Here is an 18,387-nt window from a genome sequence, read left to right as displayed (position 1 = left end):
TAACTTTGGCTGCATGATGTTTTGAAGAATACAGTGCATCTACATGGGACGTCTATTCTTAACAATGAGTATTATTTTCAATTATAACAAGAAATTGATTTTAACCTGCTAAATAATGGAAAAGAAGAGTAAAGCGAGTTCCGCACACATATGTCCTCACTGTGGGAAAATACTACCTCCCAAAGTGGTGAACAGATATTATTTTAGAGGTAAAGATAGCACATCCACATGTCCCCACTGTCAACAACTGATAAAACTTGAAAAAGAGCCATTGCCTATTTATATCACCTGCTTATTTTGTTGCCTGACATTTTTAGCTAGTCAGTTTTATCTTTATTATATAGGTTCTAATTCTTTCCACGCATTTCTCTTCGGTTTATTGTCGCTTTTCCCTTTCGTAGTTTTATTTATACGTTATCGGTTGCAACGCATTCGATTTATCAAGGGTTAATATCGTAAGACCAATTTCGGTCTATTTACAGAACTTTTTAACTCCAATCAACCGTAAGCATCTAACATTTTTCGATTAGATCTTACTCAGTTGTCTCATCACTCATTGCCACTACTGTCCGCATAACAGGCGATATGACTCACAATTTAGCACAAAAGACGTATTTTATTGAAATAGCGTTTGCAACACCGAGAGCGATTTTAGCTCTGGGAACGAAGGTACATGCAATCGATAAAACTTTAATATCATCTCAACACAACGGTTGCGTTCCTGTCTGGTAAACTTAAAAACATGCATGGAATCGTAATTCATTCGCATGAGAAGGCGAATTTTTGATGCCTCACTCGGCACAATAAAATCCCCATGCGTAGGTTGATTAGGTGTAAAGACGCCATTGCGCAAGTCAAAGAAATCATGACCCGTGTCATCCTCCAAGTTAGGATAAAATCCAATAAATCGGGTCAAATGCAACATAAAAACCAAATGGAAATTGGCAAAACCTGTTGTCGCAGCATCTAACCAATGTACACTTGTTGCTACATATTGATACAACGCCCCACTGGCTTGTTCTCCTTTCACACATTGATACAGAAATTCGGCAATGAAAAGCGAGATGGAAAGCTTCAATGCGTCAAAAGGAATACTTAAATATGGATTAACCATACGCACCTCTTTCAAGCGTGGAAGACGTCCATTGTGAAGTGCATCATATTCGATTTCTAAATGAGTAAGCGGCTGAAAAAACTGTACTCCTATGCGACCGTGCTTCGTTTTCTTGACACGGTGTATAAAAGTGACGCAACCCATTCGTTCTGTAAACAAATCCACGATCAATTGAGCATCGCCATACTTAAGTGCACGCAGTACAATTGCTTCTGTATTTACCAACATAAATTCTGATTTTGAAGAACAAAAATACTAATTTTCATTGATTTATTAAAAAATATCAGATAATATTTGGTACATAAAGAAAATTGTCCTACCTTTGCACCCGCTAATCAAATGGCACGGTCCCTTCGTCTATCGGTTAGGACGTGAGATTTTCATTCTCAAAAGAGCAGTTCGATTCTGCTAGGGACTACTACTGAAATAAAAAGAAAATCAAAGAAGATGGCAAACCACAAATCATCACTTAAAAGAATCCGTCAGGACAAAGTTAAGACTTTGCACAATAAGTATTATGCAAAGACAATGCGTAATGCAGTGCGCAAGTTGCGTGCTATGGACAACAAGGATGAAGCTATCAAGCTATTTCCTGTAGTACAGAAAATGTTAGACAAATTAGCTAAGACTAATACCATCCACAAAAATAAGGCTGCAAACTTGAAATCAAGCTTGTCACAACATATTAACAGCCTCGGATAAGTCTATTTGAACATTGAAAATATTCAAAGGTCACATCTCTTATGAAATGTGGCCTTTTACTATTTTCTCGAAGACTTGGTATGCGCATCGTGGTAATATCCACCACGTTTGGAACCCAACAAAAAAGGTTCTGCAGCCTGATAACGAATCCGAAAAGGTGCACCCGTATAATTTCGTGCAGGACCTATCACAACAATCCAGCCATCAATAAATCCCACTTCTCCCACTATCAAGTCGTTAGCCGAAGCCACCTCCACAGGTAAATCGCCTCGCCATTCCCACATTAATTGTTTAATTCTTTCTTCGGAACAATTAAAAATTTCATTCACCTTTAGGCGATGCCCGTCTTTTTTGCTAAATGTAGCACAATCACAAGTTTTCCAAACCACAGAATCTTGATCTGTAATGACGGATTGAAAGGTCACACAATCTTCATCCTCATAAGCTCTATAAATCTCGATGTGCCGACTCCCTTCAGGATTTGTCTCGAGATAATCTTGATAACTACGCTCTAAACCCTGACAGAAAGCACGCTCATCGCTCGCCAGTTCGCCTTCCACCCCAACCACATCGTTAATCCAATCCCGAATACTCCTTACAGCTTCAGCATCACCTTCTAACGGAAACTCAACAGATACTTGATAACGTTGTCGTTGAAAGCTGACCATTTTTGTCGTAGTAAACACGACACCCGCCATTGAAGAAAGGGCGAATAAACCTAAGACGAATAAAAAAGTAATTTTTTGCACCATGATTTCTACCTGCAAATTTAATAAAAATTCGATGGAAACAGCTCTCGTTTTTAGGCATTTTTAGTTGTAAAACATTTCATCAATTCCCATTAATTTCGTATCTTTGCAACAATGTACGAAGTATTTCTGCAGACAAAGAAAACTTGTCTGCTTTAAGTTTTCTTCAATTTGCAAATATAATTTTACAAGATATAAAATGGCAGAAAAACAAAATACCGAAAATAACTATTCAGCCAGTAATATTCAAGTATTGGAAGGGCTGGAAGCGGTTCGCAAACGCCCTGCAATGTACATCGGCGACATCAGTGAGAAAGGTCTTCATCATCTCATCAACGAGACTGTAGACAACTCTATTGATGAGGCGATGGCAGGCTATTGCACGGACATAGAGGTAACCATTAACGAAGATGAGTCCATCACTGTGCAAGATAATGGGCGTGGTATCCCCGTAGACCAACACGAAAAACTACACAAGTCCGCCTTAGAAGTGGTCATGACGGTACTCCATGCCGGCGGAAAGTTCGACAAAGGCTCGTACAAAGTCAGTGGAGGTCTTCACGGAGTTGGTGTGAGTTGTGTCAACGCATTATCATCTCACATGACATCTCAGGTATTCCGAGATGGCAAAATCTATCAGCAAGAATACGAAAGGGGAAAAGCGCTCTACCCTGTAAAGGTCGTTGGAGAAACCGACAAGCGAGGTACACGCCAGCAATTCTGGCCCGATAAGTCCATTTTTACGACTACCCATTTCCAGTGGGACATCATCGCAAGGCGCATGCGTGAGCTGGCTTTCCTCAATGCAGGCATCCGCATCACCCTTACAGACCTGCGTCCTAACGAGGAGGGCAAGACACGAACAGAGGTATTTCATGCCAAGGACGGACTCAAAGAGTTTGTTCGCTACGTAGACAGGCACCGCACACACCTGTTTGATGATGTCATCTATCTCAAAACAGAGAAGCAAGGCATCCCTATTGAGGTAGCCATCATGTACAATACTGACTATTCAGAAAACATCCATTCATACGTCAACAACATCAACACCATTGAGGGAGGAACTCATCTCACTGGCTTCCGTGCCGCATTGACACGTACGCTGAAAACGTATGCAGACAGTGAGCCTACAATCTCCAAACAAATTGAGAAAGCAAAAATAGAGATTGCTGGCGAAGACTTCCGTGAAGGACTCACGGCTGTCATCTCCATTAAGGTGGCAGAACCCCAGTTTGAAGGTCAGACGAAAACTAAATTAGGCAATAGCGAGGTATCTGGTGCTGTTCAACAGGCTGTAGGAGAAGCCCTCAGCAACTATCTTGAAGAACATCCCGCAGAGGCTAAACAGATTTGCGAAAAAGTTGTATTAGCTGCAACCGCACGTATCGCCGCACGCAAAGCGCGCGAAAGTGTACAGCGCAAAAACTTTATGAGTGGCGGAGGATTGCCAGGTAAGTTGGCAGACTGTTCTAACAAAGACCCAAAAGATTGCGAAATATTCCTCGTCGAGGGTGACTCTGCAGGTGGTTCTGCTAAGCAAGGGCGAGATAGATACACACAAGCAATTTTGCCTTTACGTGGTAAAATTTTAAATGTCGAAAAGGTACAATGGCATCGTGTCTTTGAAGCAGAGTCGGTAATGAATATCATTCAAAGCATCGGAGTGCGCTTTGGTGTAGAAGGAGAAGCCGACCGTGAGGCAAATATTGACAAACTACGCTATGACAAGATTATCATCATGACCGACGCCGATGTCGATGGTTCACACATCGACACCCTCATTATGACGCTCTTCTATCGATTCATGCCGAAAGTCATTGAAGAAGGACACCTTTACATTGCTACTCCACCGCTCTACAAATGTTCGTACAAGAACAAAGCCAGCGAGTATTGCTACACCGAACAACAACGACAGGCATTCATTGACAAATACGCCAATGGCGAAGAAGACAGCAAAAGCATTCACACGCAGCGCTACAAAGGTTTGGGAGAGATGAACCCCGAGCAACTTTGGGAGACCACTATGAACCCCAAGACTCGTTTGCTCAAGCAAGTAACTATTGAGAATGCTGCCGATGCAGATGAGATTTTCTCCATGCTCATGGGCGATGACGTAGAGCCACGTCGTGAATTTATTGAAAATAATGCTACCTATGCGAACATTGATGCATAAGTAACTCACTCCTTATTTACACGGAACATGATAAGCGTTATCATGTTCCGTTTTTTATTGAATGACACGATAAGTCATTGCCTTTCAGCGCTTCACCGTGCCGTTGATTGGTGGTAAGCTGCTTGACTCATATACAGCGCAATCGTCTTAAAGCGCACATACTCCTCGCTGAGATACATATAACCTTGATAACGGGAGTTTGTACCCCATGAATTTTTCGCCTTAAAGAACACTCTGCCCCGTCTATCGTGCGCCATCCCCACTAATACCATACAATGGTCATCTGTGGTTTTTAAGGTTTCAAACGCGCGCTGCCGCATTTCTGCGGTCACATGAACGGGCGTATTGTCCAACGTTGCCACACCATTGGCAAATGAGAAGCCAGGCTCACTGATGTCACCTTCCCAGCAAACAGGATGTCCAGCTTGCAACGCTTTTTTGAGATGCGTCATTAAAGTATCCAAAGGAAGATTCTTAAACGCTTGCCTAAACTGATTGTCTGGTATCTCCAACACAAACGAATGCCCATAAGGATGGTGCGTAAAACTGGTCAATGAGAGATATTCTTGAGGCAGACACACACTGTGCGCAAATTCCAAAGGCGTGTATTCGGCGTGTAAAAAGAAGACAAAGCGAGGCAAAGAGCCAAGCTCTTGGTCTAACTTATCCTCCATGAGATGCTGCAATTGACTTAACGAGGACACGCAAGAAGCCAAATGTCGCATTTTTCTACGCAACACATTGTAATTCAAATTTTTAGCTGGATATGAATCTTCATGTAACAAGCCGTAACGCTGTATCAAATCAAGTGTCATGGATGCAACTCCTCGCAACAGAATGGGCTTCTTTCCCCTCATAAAGAAAGCCTCTTGTGTCTGCTCCTCTAACAACTTTCTTGCCAAATAGTCGACCGATAAATCTACCGAGTCGCCCATCATCAAACGCTCAGATTCTATGGTTCCCAACATGGCGTAGAGCCAACACAGCGAACTCGCTCCTTGATTTTTTACGGGAGTTGTCTTGATGAGTACATCGTCGGTAAACCTCTCGTCCACACGTGTTGGAGGAAGAGGCTGGCTGCATCCCATTAAAATGGCGATGACTAACAAACAGGCTGTCCATGTTCTATTCATGCGAAAGCAAAGTTAGCAGTATTCTAATGAATAACAAAGAAAATCAAGTAATTTCATATTGTAAGCGTCGCCATTCTGTATTATCGTATAAAAATCACACACATTCATGAGAAAGAAAACGAACAAATTGTAAATATAATTCAGAAAAATAAAAGTTGATTCTAGCTTCCAACTGGCATCAAAAATAGCATTTTTATCTTCGTCACAACGCATTTTTTCCGCAAAAGTAATGAGTTAATCGCGCTATAATGTCTGTTTTGGCTCACTACTCCATTACCTTTGTGGTGTTATTACATTACTCTAAGCACCTTAACTCAACGCTTCAACACTTGTATCCGGCAAGTAAAAACACGAAGTAATTGATAATAAGACAGTTAAAATACTCGCATATTTGCGACCCAACTAACAGTTGCTCGCAAATATGCGAGTTTTGAACCCCGTAGTAAAAATTTTTCAGAAAAAAAGGGCGACGCTATAGCCCAATTATCCATCCTTTATTGAACTGTCTCATGAACAAAACAAAGCGGTTTTGTTTTGTGATTATTACAAATAACCTTAACTTTGCAACCATGAACTATCAGCTATCAGATTTTGAAATCATGGCTCCTGTTGGCTCTCGTGAAAGTCTTGCAGCAGCCATACAAGCAGGGGCTGGTGCCGTTTATTTTGGCATCGGACAATTAAATATGCGTTCGCACTCAGCCAATCATTTTACGATTGACGACCTGCACGATATTGCCGATACTTGCAAAGCACATGGCATCAAAACCTATCTCACCGTCAACACCGTTATATATGGCGAGGACATTCCCACCATGCACCAAATCATTGATGCCGCAAAAGACGCTAACATTTCGGCAGTGATAGCCAGCGATGTAGCTGTAATGACCTATTGCGTGGAGAGAGGTGTGGAAGTACACCTATCAACCCAACTCAACATTTCGAACATAGAAGCCTTAAAGTTCTACGCACGCTTTGCCGACGTAATGGTTTTGGCACGCGAATTGAACATGAATCAAGTCAAAGAAATCCACCAACAGATAGTGGCGCAACAGATATGTGGGCCGCATGGTGGGCTGGTTCGTATTGAAATGTTCTGCCATGGTGCCTTCTGCATGGCAATAAGTGGAAAATGTTACATGAGTCTTCATGACGCTAATCGCTCCGCCAACCGTGGAGAATGCGTGCAAATATGCCGCCGTTCGTACACCGTCACCGATAACGAAACGGGCAACCAACTGGAGATAGACAACAAATATATCATGAGTCCGAAGGATTTGAAGACCGTTCGTTTCATCGATCGCATGATGGATGCAGGCGTACGCGTGTTCAAAATCGAAGGTAGGGCTCGTGGTCCAGAGTATGTGTACAACGTGGTAACGTGTTACAAGGAAGCCATTCAGTCGGTCATCGACGGCACTTTCACCGAAGAGAAGAAAGACGCATGGGACGAACGTCTGTCTGCCGTTTTCAACAGAGGGTTCTGGGACGGCTACTATCAGGGGCAGAAGTTAGGCGAATGGACAAAGAACTATGGCAACAAAGCCACCGAGAAAAAAATCTTAGTGGGCAAGGTAGTGAAGTATTTCTCTAAGTTGGGCGTAGCTGAGTTGGCAGTTGAAGCCGCTGAAATTGAGGTTGGCGAGCACTTGCTCATTACGGGTCCCACCACTGGCGTGATGTACTTTGACGCCAACGAGATACGCTATGAGCTACAACCCGTGCCGAAAGCCGAAAAAGGTTGGCGCATCTCCATTGCCGTTCCCGACAAGGTGCGCCCTAATGACAAGCTTTTCAAATTGGTAAAAACACAAAGCAAGAGATAAACAAACAAGGAAAAAGGAGAAAGATATGACCATAAACGAACTGCAAGACGAGGTAATAGAAGAGTTTTCAGAGTTCACCGACTGGATGGACAAGTATCAGATGCTCATTGATTTAGGCAACGAATTAGAGCCATTAGATGAGCAATACAAAACAGAATCAAACCTGATAGATGGCTGCCAAAGTAGGGTTTGGCTGCAATGCGACGAGAAAGACGGCAGATTGATATTCACCGCAGACAGCGATGCGCTGATTGTTAAAGGCATTATTGCCTTACTTATTCGCGTGGTGAGCAATCACACACCGAAAGAAATTATTGATGCAGACTTGTATTTCATCGACCGCATCGGACTTCGTGAACATCTCTCGCCCACTCGTGCCAATGGACTGTTGGCGATGACAAAACAAATGAAAATGTATGCTGTGGTGTATCAATCCAAGCTGTTATAATCATTTATCAAAAAAGTGAGAAAGCTCAAGACCATAGAAATGAACCGCTTGTCGGTAGAAGAGTTCAAAGAAGCCGACAAACTACCTCTCATCGTTGTGCTTGACGATGTGCGCTCATTATATAATGTAGGGTCTGTATTTCGGTCGTGCGACGCCTTTCGAGTAGAAGCGGTATATCTGTGTGGCATCACCGCCACGCCCCCACATCCCGAAATACACAAGACTGCTCTCGGTGGAGAGGATAGTGTAGCGTGGCGATACTTTGCATCAGCCACAGAAGCGGTAGAAGAATTGAAAGGAAACGGATATTTCGTATATAGCATTGAGCAGGTAGAAGGTTCTACAAAGCTACAACACCTCACACTCAACCGTCATCAGCGATATGCCGTAGTGTTTGGCAATGAGGTGAAAGGTGTGAACCAAACCACTGTTGATGCGTGCAACGGATGTTTAGAGATACCCCAATTTGGCACTAAACACTCGCTCAATGTCTCGGTAACTGCTGGCATTGTTGTGTGGGAGTTCGCACGTAAGATGTTCTTGTAAACTTACGCTAACAACATTCTCACCCAACTTTCGTCCTCTGCCATTCGCCACTCAGCTGACGAATGGCAGAGGATTTTTAGAGATTTCGTTTGATTAACGCCCAATAGGGAGCAGTGTAAAGCGAAATGCCTTGTCGCCATAAACCACACGATAGGCTTCCAAAGCCTCGGCTTTGGCACTCCACGAATCTACTCCTCCTACACCAGCCATCTCACTGTTGATATAAAGATTGGTGAAAAGAGACTTTGGTACTTGTTGCACATGCCTTTGTTCCTTGGCAACACCATCGTCCAAATCTTCTACCGTATAATGCAATGCCGATGCAGAGAAAGGCTTATCCGAGCGCACTAACAGTCCCATACCTCTTTTGTTGGTTTGCTTCCACCAACGCATGTCGCTCTTGGTACCTGTTTCTTGTGGTCGGATATATGGATAGAACTGTTCGTCTGCTGTCTGTTGGTAGATGCCGAAGCGTTGAGAGAACTTACGGTCAGCGTAATTCTCAATAGGACCTCGCCCAAAAAACTCACTTTGTTCCATGTCGTAAGGCAGCTGCATCACCATGCCAAAGCGCAACATGTTGGGAATGTTCGCTCCTTGTGTTGTTTGTAACTTTTGCTCTATTCGCATTTCACCAGATGGATAGATGGCGTAATCTACTATCAACTGCGCCTTTACCTCGGGCATATCGTAAGTAGAGGTTACTACCTGAATTTTCTTGTCCTTGCTTTTAAGTTGTTTCACCTTCATGCCGATTAACTTCAAAGTGGGATTACGCCACACCTGATACTTGGTACTAAGTCCCGCACCCATGTCATTATCCGTCACTGCTCTCCAGAAACAAGGTTTTAATGTACCTCCTTCACCCAAGTAAGAAACACCATTCACCATGTATTGAGCAAGTAAACCGGTTTGCTTATCAAACGCCACAGTTACTTGACGACTGGCAAATGTCAATTGTGCATCTTTCTTTTTGCTTATTTTCTTCAATTTCCCATACCACACAAGTGGTTCCATCTCGGGAAGTGGCGTAGTACTTTTTTCTACATAATAATCTTTCACAGGAAACTGTTGGTAGGCTACTCGCTGCCCTTTCTTCATGAGAGGTTCCGGCTGCTTCAATACAAAATCAACATTGAACTGCACATCCTCATTTTCAGGCAAGCTGACGATTTGTGCCAAATGACATGGAAGCACCACCTCGACACTTTGCTGTGGTTGCACTTGTAGCTCGTTGACGGTTCCCGATTGCACCGCCTTACCATTGGCAAGCACTGTCCACACTAACGCATAATTGCTCAAGTCTCGGAAGAAATATTCGTTCTTGACCTTTATTTTCCCTTGCATTAAGTCAATCGGTTGTACCCAAATGTTCTGATACTCATAACCCAATTCGTACATATGGGGGTTGGGTACACGGTCTGGACTGATAAGTCCGTTGCAGTTAAAGTTGTTATCGCTGGGGTCGTAATCGTTATAATCGCCACCGTACGCATAGATTCCACGCTTTTTATCACGCAAAGCTTGGTCGACGAAGTCCCACACAAAACCTCCTTGGAATTTAGGATATTTGCGTACCAAGTCCCAATATTCTTTCAAACCTCCGCCCGAATTGCCCATGGCATGATTGTATTCGCATTGGATGAGCGGCTTTTGATCAGCGGGTGCAGTAGACTTTGCATACTCTTCACATGCTTGTTGAGAACGATACATGGGGCAATACACTTCGGTGTTGGCACCCTTTTCTGCACGTTCCCAATGAATGGGACGCAATTTATCCACACTCTTAATCCAGTTGAACGCTGCCGTGAAGTTAGGTCCATCAACGGTTTCGTTCCCCATCGACCACATAATGATGCTCGGATGGTTGTAGTACATCTCCACGTTATGCTGATTACGTTCCAATATCTGCTTTGCAAACATGGGCTGTTTTGCTGGAGAATCGTCTCCATACTGGAAGCCATGACTCTCTTGGTTGGCTTCTGCCACCACATAAAGTCCATACTCATCACACAAATCATACCACTGAGGGTCGTCTGGATAGTGGCAAGTACGCACTGCATTGATATTGAATTGCTTCATGATTTGTATGTCCTGTATCATGCGTTCTCGACTCACAACATACCCACCATCAGGGTCCATCTCATGTCGATTGACTCCTTTTATATAGATGGGCTGTCCATTAACGAGCAACTGACTGTTTTTTATCTCTACTTTCTTGAAGCCTATGCGCTGCGGTATCACCTCAACAACCTTGTTACCTTTCTTTACTGTTGTCAGTAGGGTAAAGAGGTAGGGCGTCTCCGCTGTCCACTTCTTAACGTTTTGAATGTTGAATTGCACATTTCCATGTTGCAATCCTTTGAAGTTTACCGTTTGTTTGGACACCGAAACCCCATTGGCATCGAGCAAATTGAAGTCTACTGTGGGATTTCCTTTAACGTCTAAGTCAACAGATAGCACGCCATCTTTATAACCATTCTGCAGGTCTGTGTTGACTTTCAAGTTACTTACTTGCACGTCTTTATTGCGCGCATACAGGAAACAATCACGCCCCACGCCACTTAATCGCCAAAAATCCTGATCTTCGCAATATGACCCATCACACCAACGAAACACTTGGAAGGCTATTAAGTTACGTCCTTTTTTCAAGAAAGGTGTAATGTCAAACTCGGCAGCCACCTTTGAATCTTCTGCATAGCCAACGTATTTGCCATTGACATACAAATAGATGTTGGAGGTAACACTTCCGAAATGGGCAATTACCTGTCGTCCCATCCAATTGTCGGGAATATTGATAATGCGGCGATAGCTACCCACATGGTTGTCTTTAATAGGAACCAAAGGTGGATTGTTCTTGAAATGTCCACGCCAAGCAAAGCCCACATTTACATATACAGGGTCGCCATATCCGTTCAACTCCCATAAGCCTGGTACGGGCATACTTTTCCATGAGGAGTCATCATGATTACTTAAGTAAAAGTCTTTGAGTCGGTCATCGGGGGTTTCTGCATAATGAAACTTCCAAGTGCCATTGAGTGAAAGGTAGTTCTCCGATGCCTTACGGTCACCAAACAATGCCTTTTCCACCGATTCATACGCAAAACAATTAGTGTGCAACTTGAATCTGTTTACTTCATTATCTTGCAAGTCTCGCCATTCTGTATCGGTGGTTATTCTCTGTTCTTCGATAGGAAAACCTTGACTGCTTGCTGGGAATCCCAAAAACGACAGACATCCAGCCATTAAAAGTATTATTTTCATGTGAGTAGTGGTTAGGTATAAATTCTACAAACTATCCTATGAGGTTAGCATTACTGCCACAAAGATAACGATTTTTTCGCTGATTCAATAGCCTTATTGATTAAAAAAACGGAAGAGACGACGAGGGACACTTGTACAATTCCTCAAAAAAAGCTACATTTGCACATCACTAAACTCTAAATAAATGGACACCATACGCCAAAAACAATATCCTGATTTGATGGTTGGTAAGACCATTATGTATGTGCATGGCTTTATGTCATCCGCTCAATCGGGAACGGTCAGCATTCTCAAAGAATTGCTCCCCGAAGCGAATATCATAGCAGAAGATTTGCCAATACACCCAGCCGAGGCTATTGAATTATTGAAAAAGCTGTGCCAAGAACATCAACCCGACCTCATCATTGGCTCTTCCATGGGTGGCATGTACACAGAGATGCTGAAAGGTTACGACCGTATTGTGGTAAATCCCGCTTTCCAAATGGGCGAAACCATGCATGACCACAACATGATGGGCAAACAAACATTTTTGAATCCACGTAAAGACGGGGTTCAAGAAGTCATCGTTACGAAATCTTTAGTCAATGAGTATAAAGAGATAACCCAACAATGTTTTCAGGCTATCACGGACGAAGAAAGGCAAAGAGTGTATGGCTTATTTGGCGATAAAGACCCACTGGTGCATACTTTTGACCTGTTTTATGAACACTACCCCAACGCGATACGCTTTCACGGAGCGCACCAATTAACCAACAAGGTGGCATTTCATTATCTCATTCCCGTCATTCGATGGATTGACGACAAGCAAGAAAAGCGTGAAAGACCCGTTATTTACATTGATTACGAGACCTTGCATGACAGCTTCGGCAAAGCCACATCGAGCATGCACAAGGCTTATGAGATGCTCATAGAGCAGTACCACGTGTTGATTACTGCACCTGCACCAACGAATGAGCATACGAGTTTGACCGATGTACAAACATGGGTAGAGGAATACCTATCTACACCAGCATACAACAAAGTAATCTTTACCAACCAAAAGCATTTGCTCTTGGGCGATTATCTCATTACGCCAACCTTAGAAAACGATTTCATGGGTACTTGTTTGGTGTATGGTAGCGATGAATTCAAAACGTGGGAAGAACTCATCACCTATTTTAATAGGTTGGGTGGACAATAAGACTTTCTTGCCAAAAGCGTAGAAAGGCTGCCGTATTTTCTTTACTACGGCATTCCTAAAGGGCATCAATATTCGGTTTTGTCCAACTTTTCTGCCCAACTGTCAAAAGCCTTTCGAGCCTCATCGGGTAGTAAAACTTGCATTTGTTTGTGTCGCTCAGCGGGACTCAAGGCTATCTCTTGATAAATAAAGTCGTCATCAAAACCTATACGGGCGGCATCTTTCCGATTGTTGGCGTAAAAGATACGGTCCAAATGTGCCCAGTAAATGGCACCCAAACACATGGGACAAGGTTCACACGATGTGTAAATATCACATCCCGTCAAATCGAATGTCCCCAATTTTTGCGTTGCTTTTCTAATCGCATTCACCTCTGCATGAGCCGTAGGGTCATGGTCTATCGTTACTGTATTCGAGGCTTCTGCGATAATATTGCCTCCTTTTGCAATGACAGCACCAAAGGGTCCCCCACCCGACAACACACTCTCTTCAGACAAGGCTATCGCCCTGCGCATAATATCTTTTTGATTCATCATTGTTATATAGTAAGGATTGCAGCTATCCTGCACACAAATATAACCAAAAATGAAAGAATAATGGCAAGATGAAGTAGATATTTTTGGTTATCTTTGCACTCCATGCGGACGATGAACGCAAACGAAACACTATTTAACTTGCACACCATGGAGGTGAACTTTTGATGTATGAACAAGACAGATACCTATATCACAGCCAAAGAGCTTTATCAACAAGTGGGGACAATCATTGAAACAAATGAACACTCTCCTGCACTTGTCAATAAAATGATGCATGAAACCTTGGTCATGACGTGTGCTGCTGGCTTACGAAACAGTACTTACAGCTTTGGTGACCTTCGTGCAAGGGTAGACCGTCTCTGCTCGCAATGCCAAATATCAGCCCAAGATACCCACGCCATTCATAGGATGCGGCGTCATTCCAACAGCAGTTCACGTTTATTGCCCGAGGATGTTTTGTACGATCTTCGTTCCCTTTGTGTATTTATCTCTTCGGTGTTTCGTGAAGCCATCCCTTCCTTTTTGGTGGAAAAATTACCCGCTCGTGGGCAGGAGTTACAGAAAGGATTGCGACTGGACAAACGCTACATCCGTTGCATTGTGAGACACTGGGACGACCAATATATATGGGTACTGCCAGATGGTGATACGGACGAACAGCTCCTTCAAGTGGAATACGCCAGCAAACAACAGTTTGCAGATATGTCGTATCTCCAAGAAATCCTGCGAACTGGCATGCAACTCAACCTTTTGGATTGCCAGATAGAAGAATATCTCATTACACCTCGTCTGATTGTTGTAGAACCCGATTGCCTCATTGACATTAGTTCTCTTGCTGCTTGCTTTACAGATTATGGTCATCACCCTGCCGTTTACACGCTAAATCGCATGAGGGAGAAACCAAACACGCAACATACCATTTTAGGAAACTTTGCGGGGTGCGCATTAGACAATATGGTTTTTGCACAGCCAGACCGTCCCTTTAGTTTGGCGGAGACCTTGAAAGAGAACTATCAAGAAAAGGCTTTGGAATACTGCACCTGCACCACACTCAACCCAACTTTGTTCAAGACCGATGCTGCCAAGCAAGCGCAGAACATGCAACAGATTGTCACGGAACTCTTCAAGACTTATCAGCGCAACCATGCCATATTGGAACCGTCATTTGTTTGCGAGACCTTAGGCATTCAGGGACGTGTAGACTTGATGACAACAGACTTCCGATTGTTAGTAGAACAGAAGTCGGGAAAGAATATGAACTTGGAGTACAACCGCCGCAACTCACATGGTACACAGCACGTTGAGCCGCATTATGTTCAGGCGTTACTATATGCTGGTGTGCTGAAATACAATTTTCAGCTGTCCAACAGTGCAACCCAGATTTTTTTGTTGTATTCTAAATATCCGCTCCCTGCTGGTTTACTTTCTGTTACCAGATTGGACATGCTGCTCCAAGAGACCATCAAGCTCCGCAATCTTATCGTGGCTACCGACATGAGCAGTGCTGTCGGCGGCTTTGGCGACATGCTGAACCTGTTGAATGCACAGACGCTGAACACTGCAAAAAACGACACTTTCTTCTACAATCGCTATCTGTTGCCTCAGATAAAAGCTATTACGCAACCACTACAGGAGATGTCTTTGCTTGAAAAAGCGTATTTCTGTAGAATGATGACATTTGTTTTGAAAGAACAACTCATTTCAAAAGCAGGGTCTGCCGATGGCAATGGGCGCAGCAATGCCGACTTGTGGAGTATGCCTCTGAGTGAAAAAAGGGAAATGGGGAACATCTACACTGGGCTATACATCACCAAGAAAACACGGACAGGACAACGGGGTTTTGATGAAATCACGCTCTCCGTACCCGACCAAGGTGCAGAATTCCTGCCCAACTTTAGACGTGGAGACATGGTATATCTCTATGGTTATCATCCCGATGCCGTACCCGATGTACGTCGAAGCATCTTATTTAAGGGATTTATGAAAGACATCAAAACCCATGAAATCGTGATCCACCTTGCCGATGCACAACAAAATGAAGATATCCTCTTTGTTCATCGTGATGAAGAAACACATCCTCGTCGTACACCTTTGGTGTATGCTGTGGAACATAGTGCCTCCGATGCCAGTGGTAGTTCTGCTTTTCATGCCTTGCACACGCTGATGACAACACAAAAAGATAGGCGTGATTTGTTGCTTGGTCAACGCAAACCACAGATTGACAAAACAAGAACGCTGACGAAAAGTTATCACCCTGATTATGACGATGTGTTGCTTCAGGCGAAACAGGCATGCGACTATTTCTTATTAGTTGGACCTCCCGGTACGGGTAAGACATCCATGGCACTGCGCTATATGGTGGAAGAAGAGTTAGCTAATTCAGGCACTAACTTGCTCCTAATGGCATACACGAATCGAGCTGTTGATGAAATTTGCAGTATGTTGACAAGTGCTGACCTTGATTATTTGCGTTTAGGCAATGAATTTAGCTGCGAGCCACGCTTCACATCTCATCTTTTGGGACAAGCCATTAAACACCATACAAAGCTCACCGACCTGCAAAGACGACTTGAAAAAACACGCATCATTGTCAGCACCACCTCAATGATGATGCACAAACCCTTCATCTTTGCATTGAAGCATTTTAGCTTAGCCATCGTTGACGAAGCCAGTCAGATACTCGAACCCAACCTCATCGGTATCTTGGCGCATCATTGTTCTACTGCAAATGCCACGACATCGAACGAAGGAAACAAGCCCAGCATCGACAAATTTATTCTCATTGGCGATTATAAACAATTACCTGCCGTTGTTCAACAAAGTGAAGAGGAATCAAAGGTGGACGTCCCAGAACTACTTTCCATCGGACTTTCCAACTGTCGCAACTCGCTTTTTGAACGTCTCATACATTGGGAAGAGCAACAAGGGCGAACCGACTTTACGGGCATACTGCACAAACAAGGAAGAATGCATCCTGAACTTTCGGCTTTTCCCAATCGCATGTTTTACTTCAAAGAGCAGCTACAACCCGTACCACTCCCTCACCAATTGTCAGTTGATATTGGTTACTTAGGCGAGCCTAAGGACGAGACAGACCAACAACTGGTACAGCATCGACTGCTATACTATGCCTCTAAGAAGAACGAAGCCATGGGGAAATCGGACAAAGTGAATATCGACGAAGCGCAGAAAGTGGCAGATTTGTTGAACCGTATCTATACATTGACACAAAAAAACTTTGATCCTTTACGCACTGTTGGCGTTATTGTGCCGTATCGTAACCAGATTGCAATGATACGACAGGAGGTAGAGAAGACTGGCAACACGGCGCTGAAAGACGTGTGCATCGACACCGTAGAGCGGTATCAAGGCAGCCAACGAGACATCATCATCTATTCGTTCACTGTCCAGCACCGATATCAATTGGATTTCCTGACGTCCAATAGTTTTTATGAGGACAACAAACTGATTGACAGGAAGTTGAATGTAGCGATAACACGCGCACGCAAACAGCTTATCATATTAGGCAACAAGTCCATTTTATCTGCCAATCCTTTATTCAAAGCACTGATAGAGCAGATTCCTCATCATTTGCGTTAATAAATTTGTAATAATATTTTTTTACCATAAAAAACAAGGGCTAATGATTGCTTATCGCATATTTAGGTCTATATTTGCCAGCGAACATTTACAAAGGAAATGTAAATTATTATTCTAATATAATTAGGTAAAGTTTTTAATTGTAAAAAAGATTGAAGATGAAAAAAATGATTTTAATGGCAGTAGTACTGCTATCGTCTGTAGGTGCATTTGCACAACATGAAGTAGGTTCACTTTCTTTGAAGCCTCAAGTAGGTGTAACGGGTGCTACTATGACCGAGTTTGACAACACCAAGATGAAGGTTGGATTTGTTGCAGGTGCTGAATTAGAGTATCAAATCACTGACATTGTAAGCCTTTCTGCAGGTGCCATGTATGCACAGGAAGGTGTAAAGTTCGATGACGGCTTTAAATTAGACTTCCTTGGCAAAGAATTTAAGAAGAAAGATACTAAGCTGGATTTAGGCTACATCAATGTTCCTGTAATGGCTAACGTATATGTTGTACCGGGATTGGCTGTAAAATTAGGTATTCAACCTGCATTCTTAGTGGGCAAGAACGACTTTAACAACAAGACGTTTGACTTCTCTATGCCTGTAGGTGTTTCATACGAGTTTGCAAATGTCTTCATCGACGGACGTTACAACTGGGGTATTACCAAAGCATGGGAGAACGGAAAAGCAAAAAACAGTGTATTCCAAGTAACATTGGGTTACAAGTTCGGTTTGTAAGTCGAACTCCTTTCAGCAAAAGGAAAACTTATCAAGCAACCAGAAATGGTTGCTTTTTTTGTGGTCTCTCCTTCCTCAACAGTACTCGAGGTGTTTTGCCAGCATATAGAAGAGAGCGATGTACAGAAAAAAGTCACAGCAACGGCAAATGGTAAAACTGTGAATTATCTTGACAAATCGCGTTTTTTATTTTTTTGATTTTAGAAAGAAAACCAGCTCGAAAGTGCATCTTTCCAACCAATTTTTGTCATGTTTTTGAGTTAAAACAACTCTTTAACGCACCTAAAAGCACTCTTTTGGGTGGTTATCTACATGGAGTTGTTGCCTTGAAGTAATGACTTAACCACCTTATCTCAATGCTTTAAGCAACGTAAAGAGCACATGT

The 18,387-nt window shown here is 43.1% G+C and carries 13 protein-coding genes; 8 read left to right on the top strand and 5 right to left on the bottom strand.

Annotated features, from left to right (window positions below):
* Positions 1 to 616: 616 nt before the first annotated feature.
* Complete coding sequence (gene recO / locus BN35_RS06510; RefSeq protein ID WP_025071864.1) at positions 617 to 1,342, bottom strand: DNA repair protein RecO; 726 nt, start codon at positions 1,340 to 1,342, stop codon at positions 617 to 619.
* A gap of 219 nt (positions 1,343 to 1,561) precedes the next feature.
* On the opposite strand from recO, the gene rpsT reads away from it, so the two are divergent.
* Positions 1,562 to 1,816, top strand: coding sequence for a 30S ribosomal protein S20 (gene rpsT, locus BN35_RS06505; protein WP_008123888.1), 255 nt, complete (start codon positions 1,562 to 1,564; stop codon positions 1,814 to 1,816).
* Between the two features lie 59 nt (positions 1,817 to 1,875).
* Here rpsT and BN35_RS06500 read toward each other — a convergent pair whose 3' ends face one another.
* Complete coding sequence (locus BN35_RS06500) at positions 1,876 to 2,568, bottom strand: hypothetical protein (protein WP_028900922.1); 693 nt, start codon at positions 2,566 to 2,568, stop codon at positions 1,876 to 1,878.
* A 196-nt stretch (positions 2,569 to 2,764) separates the two neighbouring features.
* On the opposite strand from BN35_RS06500, the gene gyrB reads away from it, so the two are divergent.
* Positions 2,765 to 4,738, top strand: a complete 1,974-nt coding sequence (gyrB, locus tag BN35_RS06495) for a DNA topoisomerase (ATP-hydrolyzing) subunit B (protein WP_025071862.1) — start codon at positions 2,765 to 2,767, stop codon at positions 4,736 to 4,738.
* 92 nt (positions 4,739 to 4,830) lie between these two features.
* Here the strand turns inward: gyrB and BN35_RS06490 are convergent, their stop codons facing one another.
* Positions 4,831 to 5,871, bottom strand: a complete 1,041-nt coding sequence (locus BN35_RS06490) for a C1 family peptidase (RefSeq protein WP_025071861.1) — start codon at positions 5,869 to 5,871, stop codon at positions 4,831 to 4,833.
* A gap of 569 nt (positions 5,872 to 6,440) precedes the next feature.
* Between BN35_RS06490 and BN35_RS06480 the strand changes: the two genes are divergently transcribed.
* Genes BN35_RS06480 through BN35_RS06470 form a run of 3 tightly spaced genes read left to right on the top strand, consistent with a single transcriptional unit; the run spans position 6,441 to position 8,691 of the window.
* Positions 6,441 to 7,697, top strand: coding sequence for a peptidase U32 family protein (locus BN35_RS06480; RefSeq protein WP_028900923.1), 1,257 nt, complete (start codon positions 6,441 to 6,443; stop codon positions 7,695 to 7,697).
* Between the two features lie 25 nt (positions 7,698 to 7,722).
* On the top strand, positions 7,723 to 8,145 hold the full coding sequence (locus tag BN35_RS06475; protein ID WP_008123896.1) for a SufE family protein: 423 nt from the start codon (positions 7,723 to 7,725) through the stop codon (positions 8,143 to 8,145).
* 15 nt (positions 8,146 to 8,160) lie between these two features.
* Entirely contained in the window at positions 8,161 to 8,691 is a 531-nt protein-coding gene (locus BN35_RS06470; protein WP_025071859.1) for an RNA methyltransferase, read from the top strand.
* Between the two features lie 93 nt (positions 8,692 to 8,784).
* Here the strand turns inward: BN35_RS06470 and BN35_RS06465 are convergent, their stop codons facing one another.
* Positions 8,785 to 11,955: a glycoside hydrolase family 2 TIM barrel-domain containing protein gene (locus BN35_RS06465; RefSeq protein ID WP_028900924.1), complete on the bottom strand. Its 3,171-nt coding sequence runs from the start codon at positions 11,953 to 11,955 to the stop codon at positions 8,785 to 8,787.
* Positions 11,956 to 12,139: 184 nt separating this feature from the next.
* Here BN35_RS06465 and BN35_RS06460 point away from each other — a divergent pair, with 184 nt between their 5' ends.
* A complete protein-coding gene (locus tag BN35_RS06460) occupies positions 12,140 to 13,135 on the top strand; it encodes a YqiA/YcfP family alpha/beta fold hydrolase (RefSeq protein ID WP_025071858.1) in 996 nt (331 codons plus the stop codon).
* Between the two features lie 65 nt (positions 13,136 to 13,200).
* On the opposite strand, the gene BN35_RS06455 is transcribed toward BN35_RS06460, so the two are convergent.
* The gene (locus BN35_RS06455; protein WP_025071857.1) at positions 13,201 to 13,668 is read right to left on the bottom strand and encodes a nucleoside deaminase; all 468 of its coding nucleotides are present in this window, start codon (positions 13,666 to 13,668) and stop codon (positions 13,201 to 13,203) included.
* A 171-nt stretch (positions 13,669 to 13,839) separates the two neighbouring features.
* Between BN35_RS06455 and BN35_RS06450 the strand changes: the two genes are divergently transcribed.
* Both BN35_RS06450 and BN35_RS06445 read left to right on the top strand, forming a co-directional pair.
* Positions 13,840 to 17,271 (top strand): DEAD/DEAH box helicase, encoded by a 3,432-nt coding sequence (locus BN35_RS06450; protein WP_028900925.1) that lies wholly within the window; start codon positions 13,840 to 13,842, stop codon positions 17,269 to 17,271.
* A 158-nt stretch (positions 17,272 to 17,429) separates the two neighbouring features.
* Positions 17,430 to 18,002 carry a porin family protein gene (locus BN35_RS06445; RefSeq protein WP_025071855.1) on the top strand — a complete coding sequence of 191 codons (573 nt, stop codon included), beginning with the start codon at positions 17,430 to 17,432 and terminating at the stop codon, positions 18,000 to 18,002.
* Positions 18,003 to 18,387 lie beyond the last annotated feature (385 nt).

The organism is Hoylesella timonensis 4401737 = DSM 22865 = JCM 15640 (assembly GCF_000455445.1).
Lineage (GTDB): Bacteria > Bacteroidota > Bacteroidia > Bacteroidales > Bacteroidaceae > Prevotella > Prevotella timonensis.
This window is presented reverse-complemented; position numbering and strand designations above follow the sequence as displayed.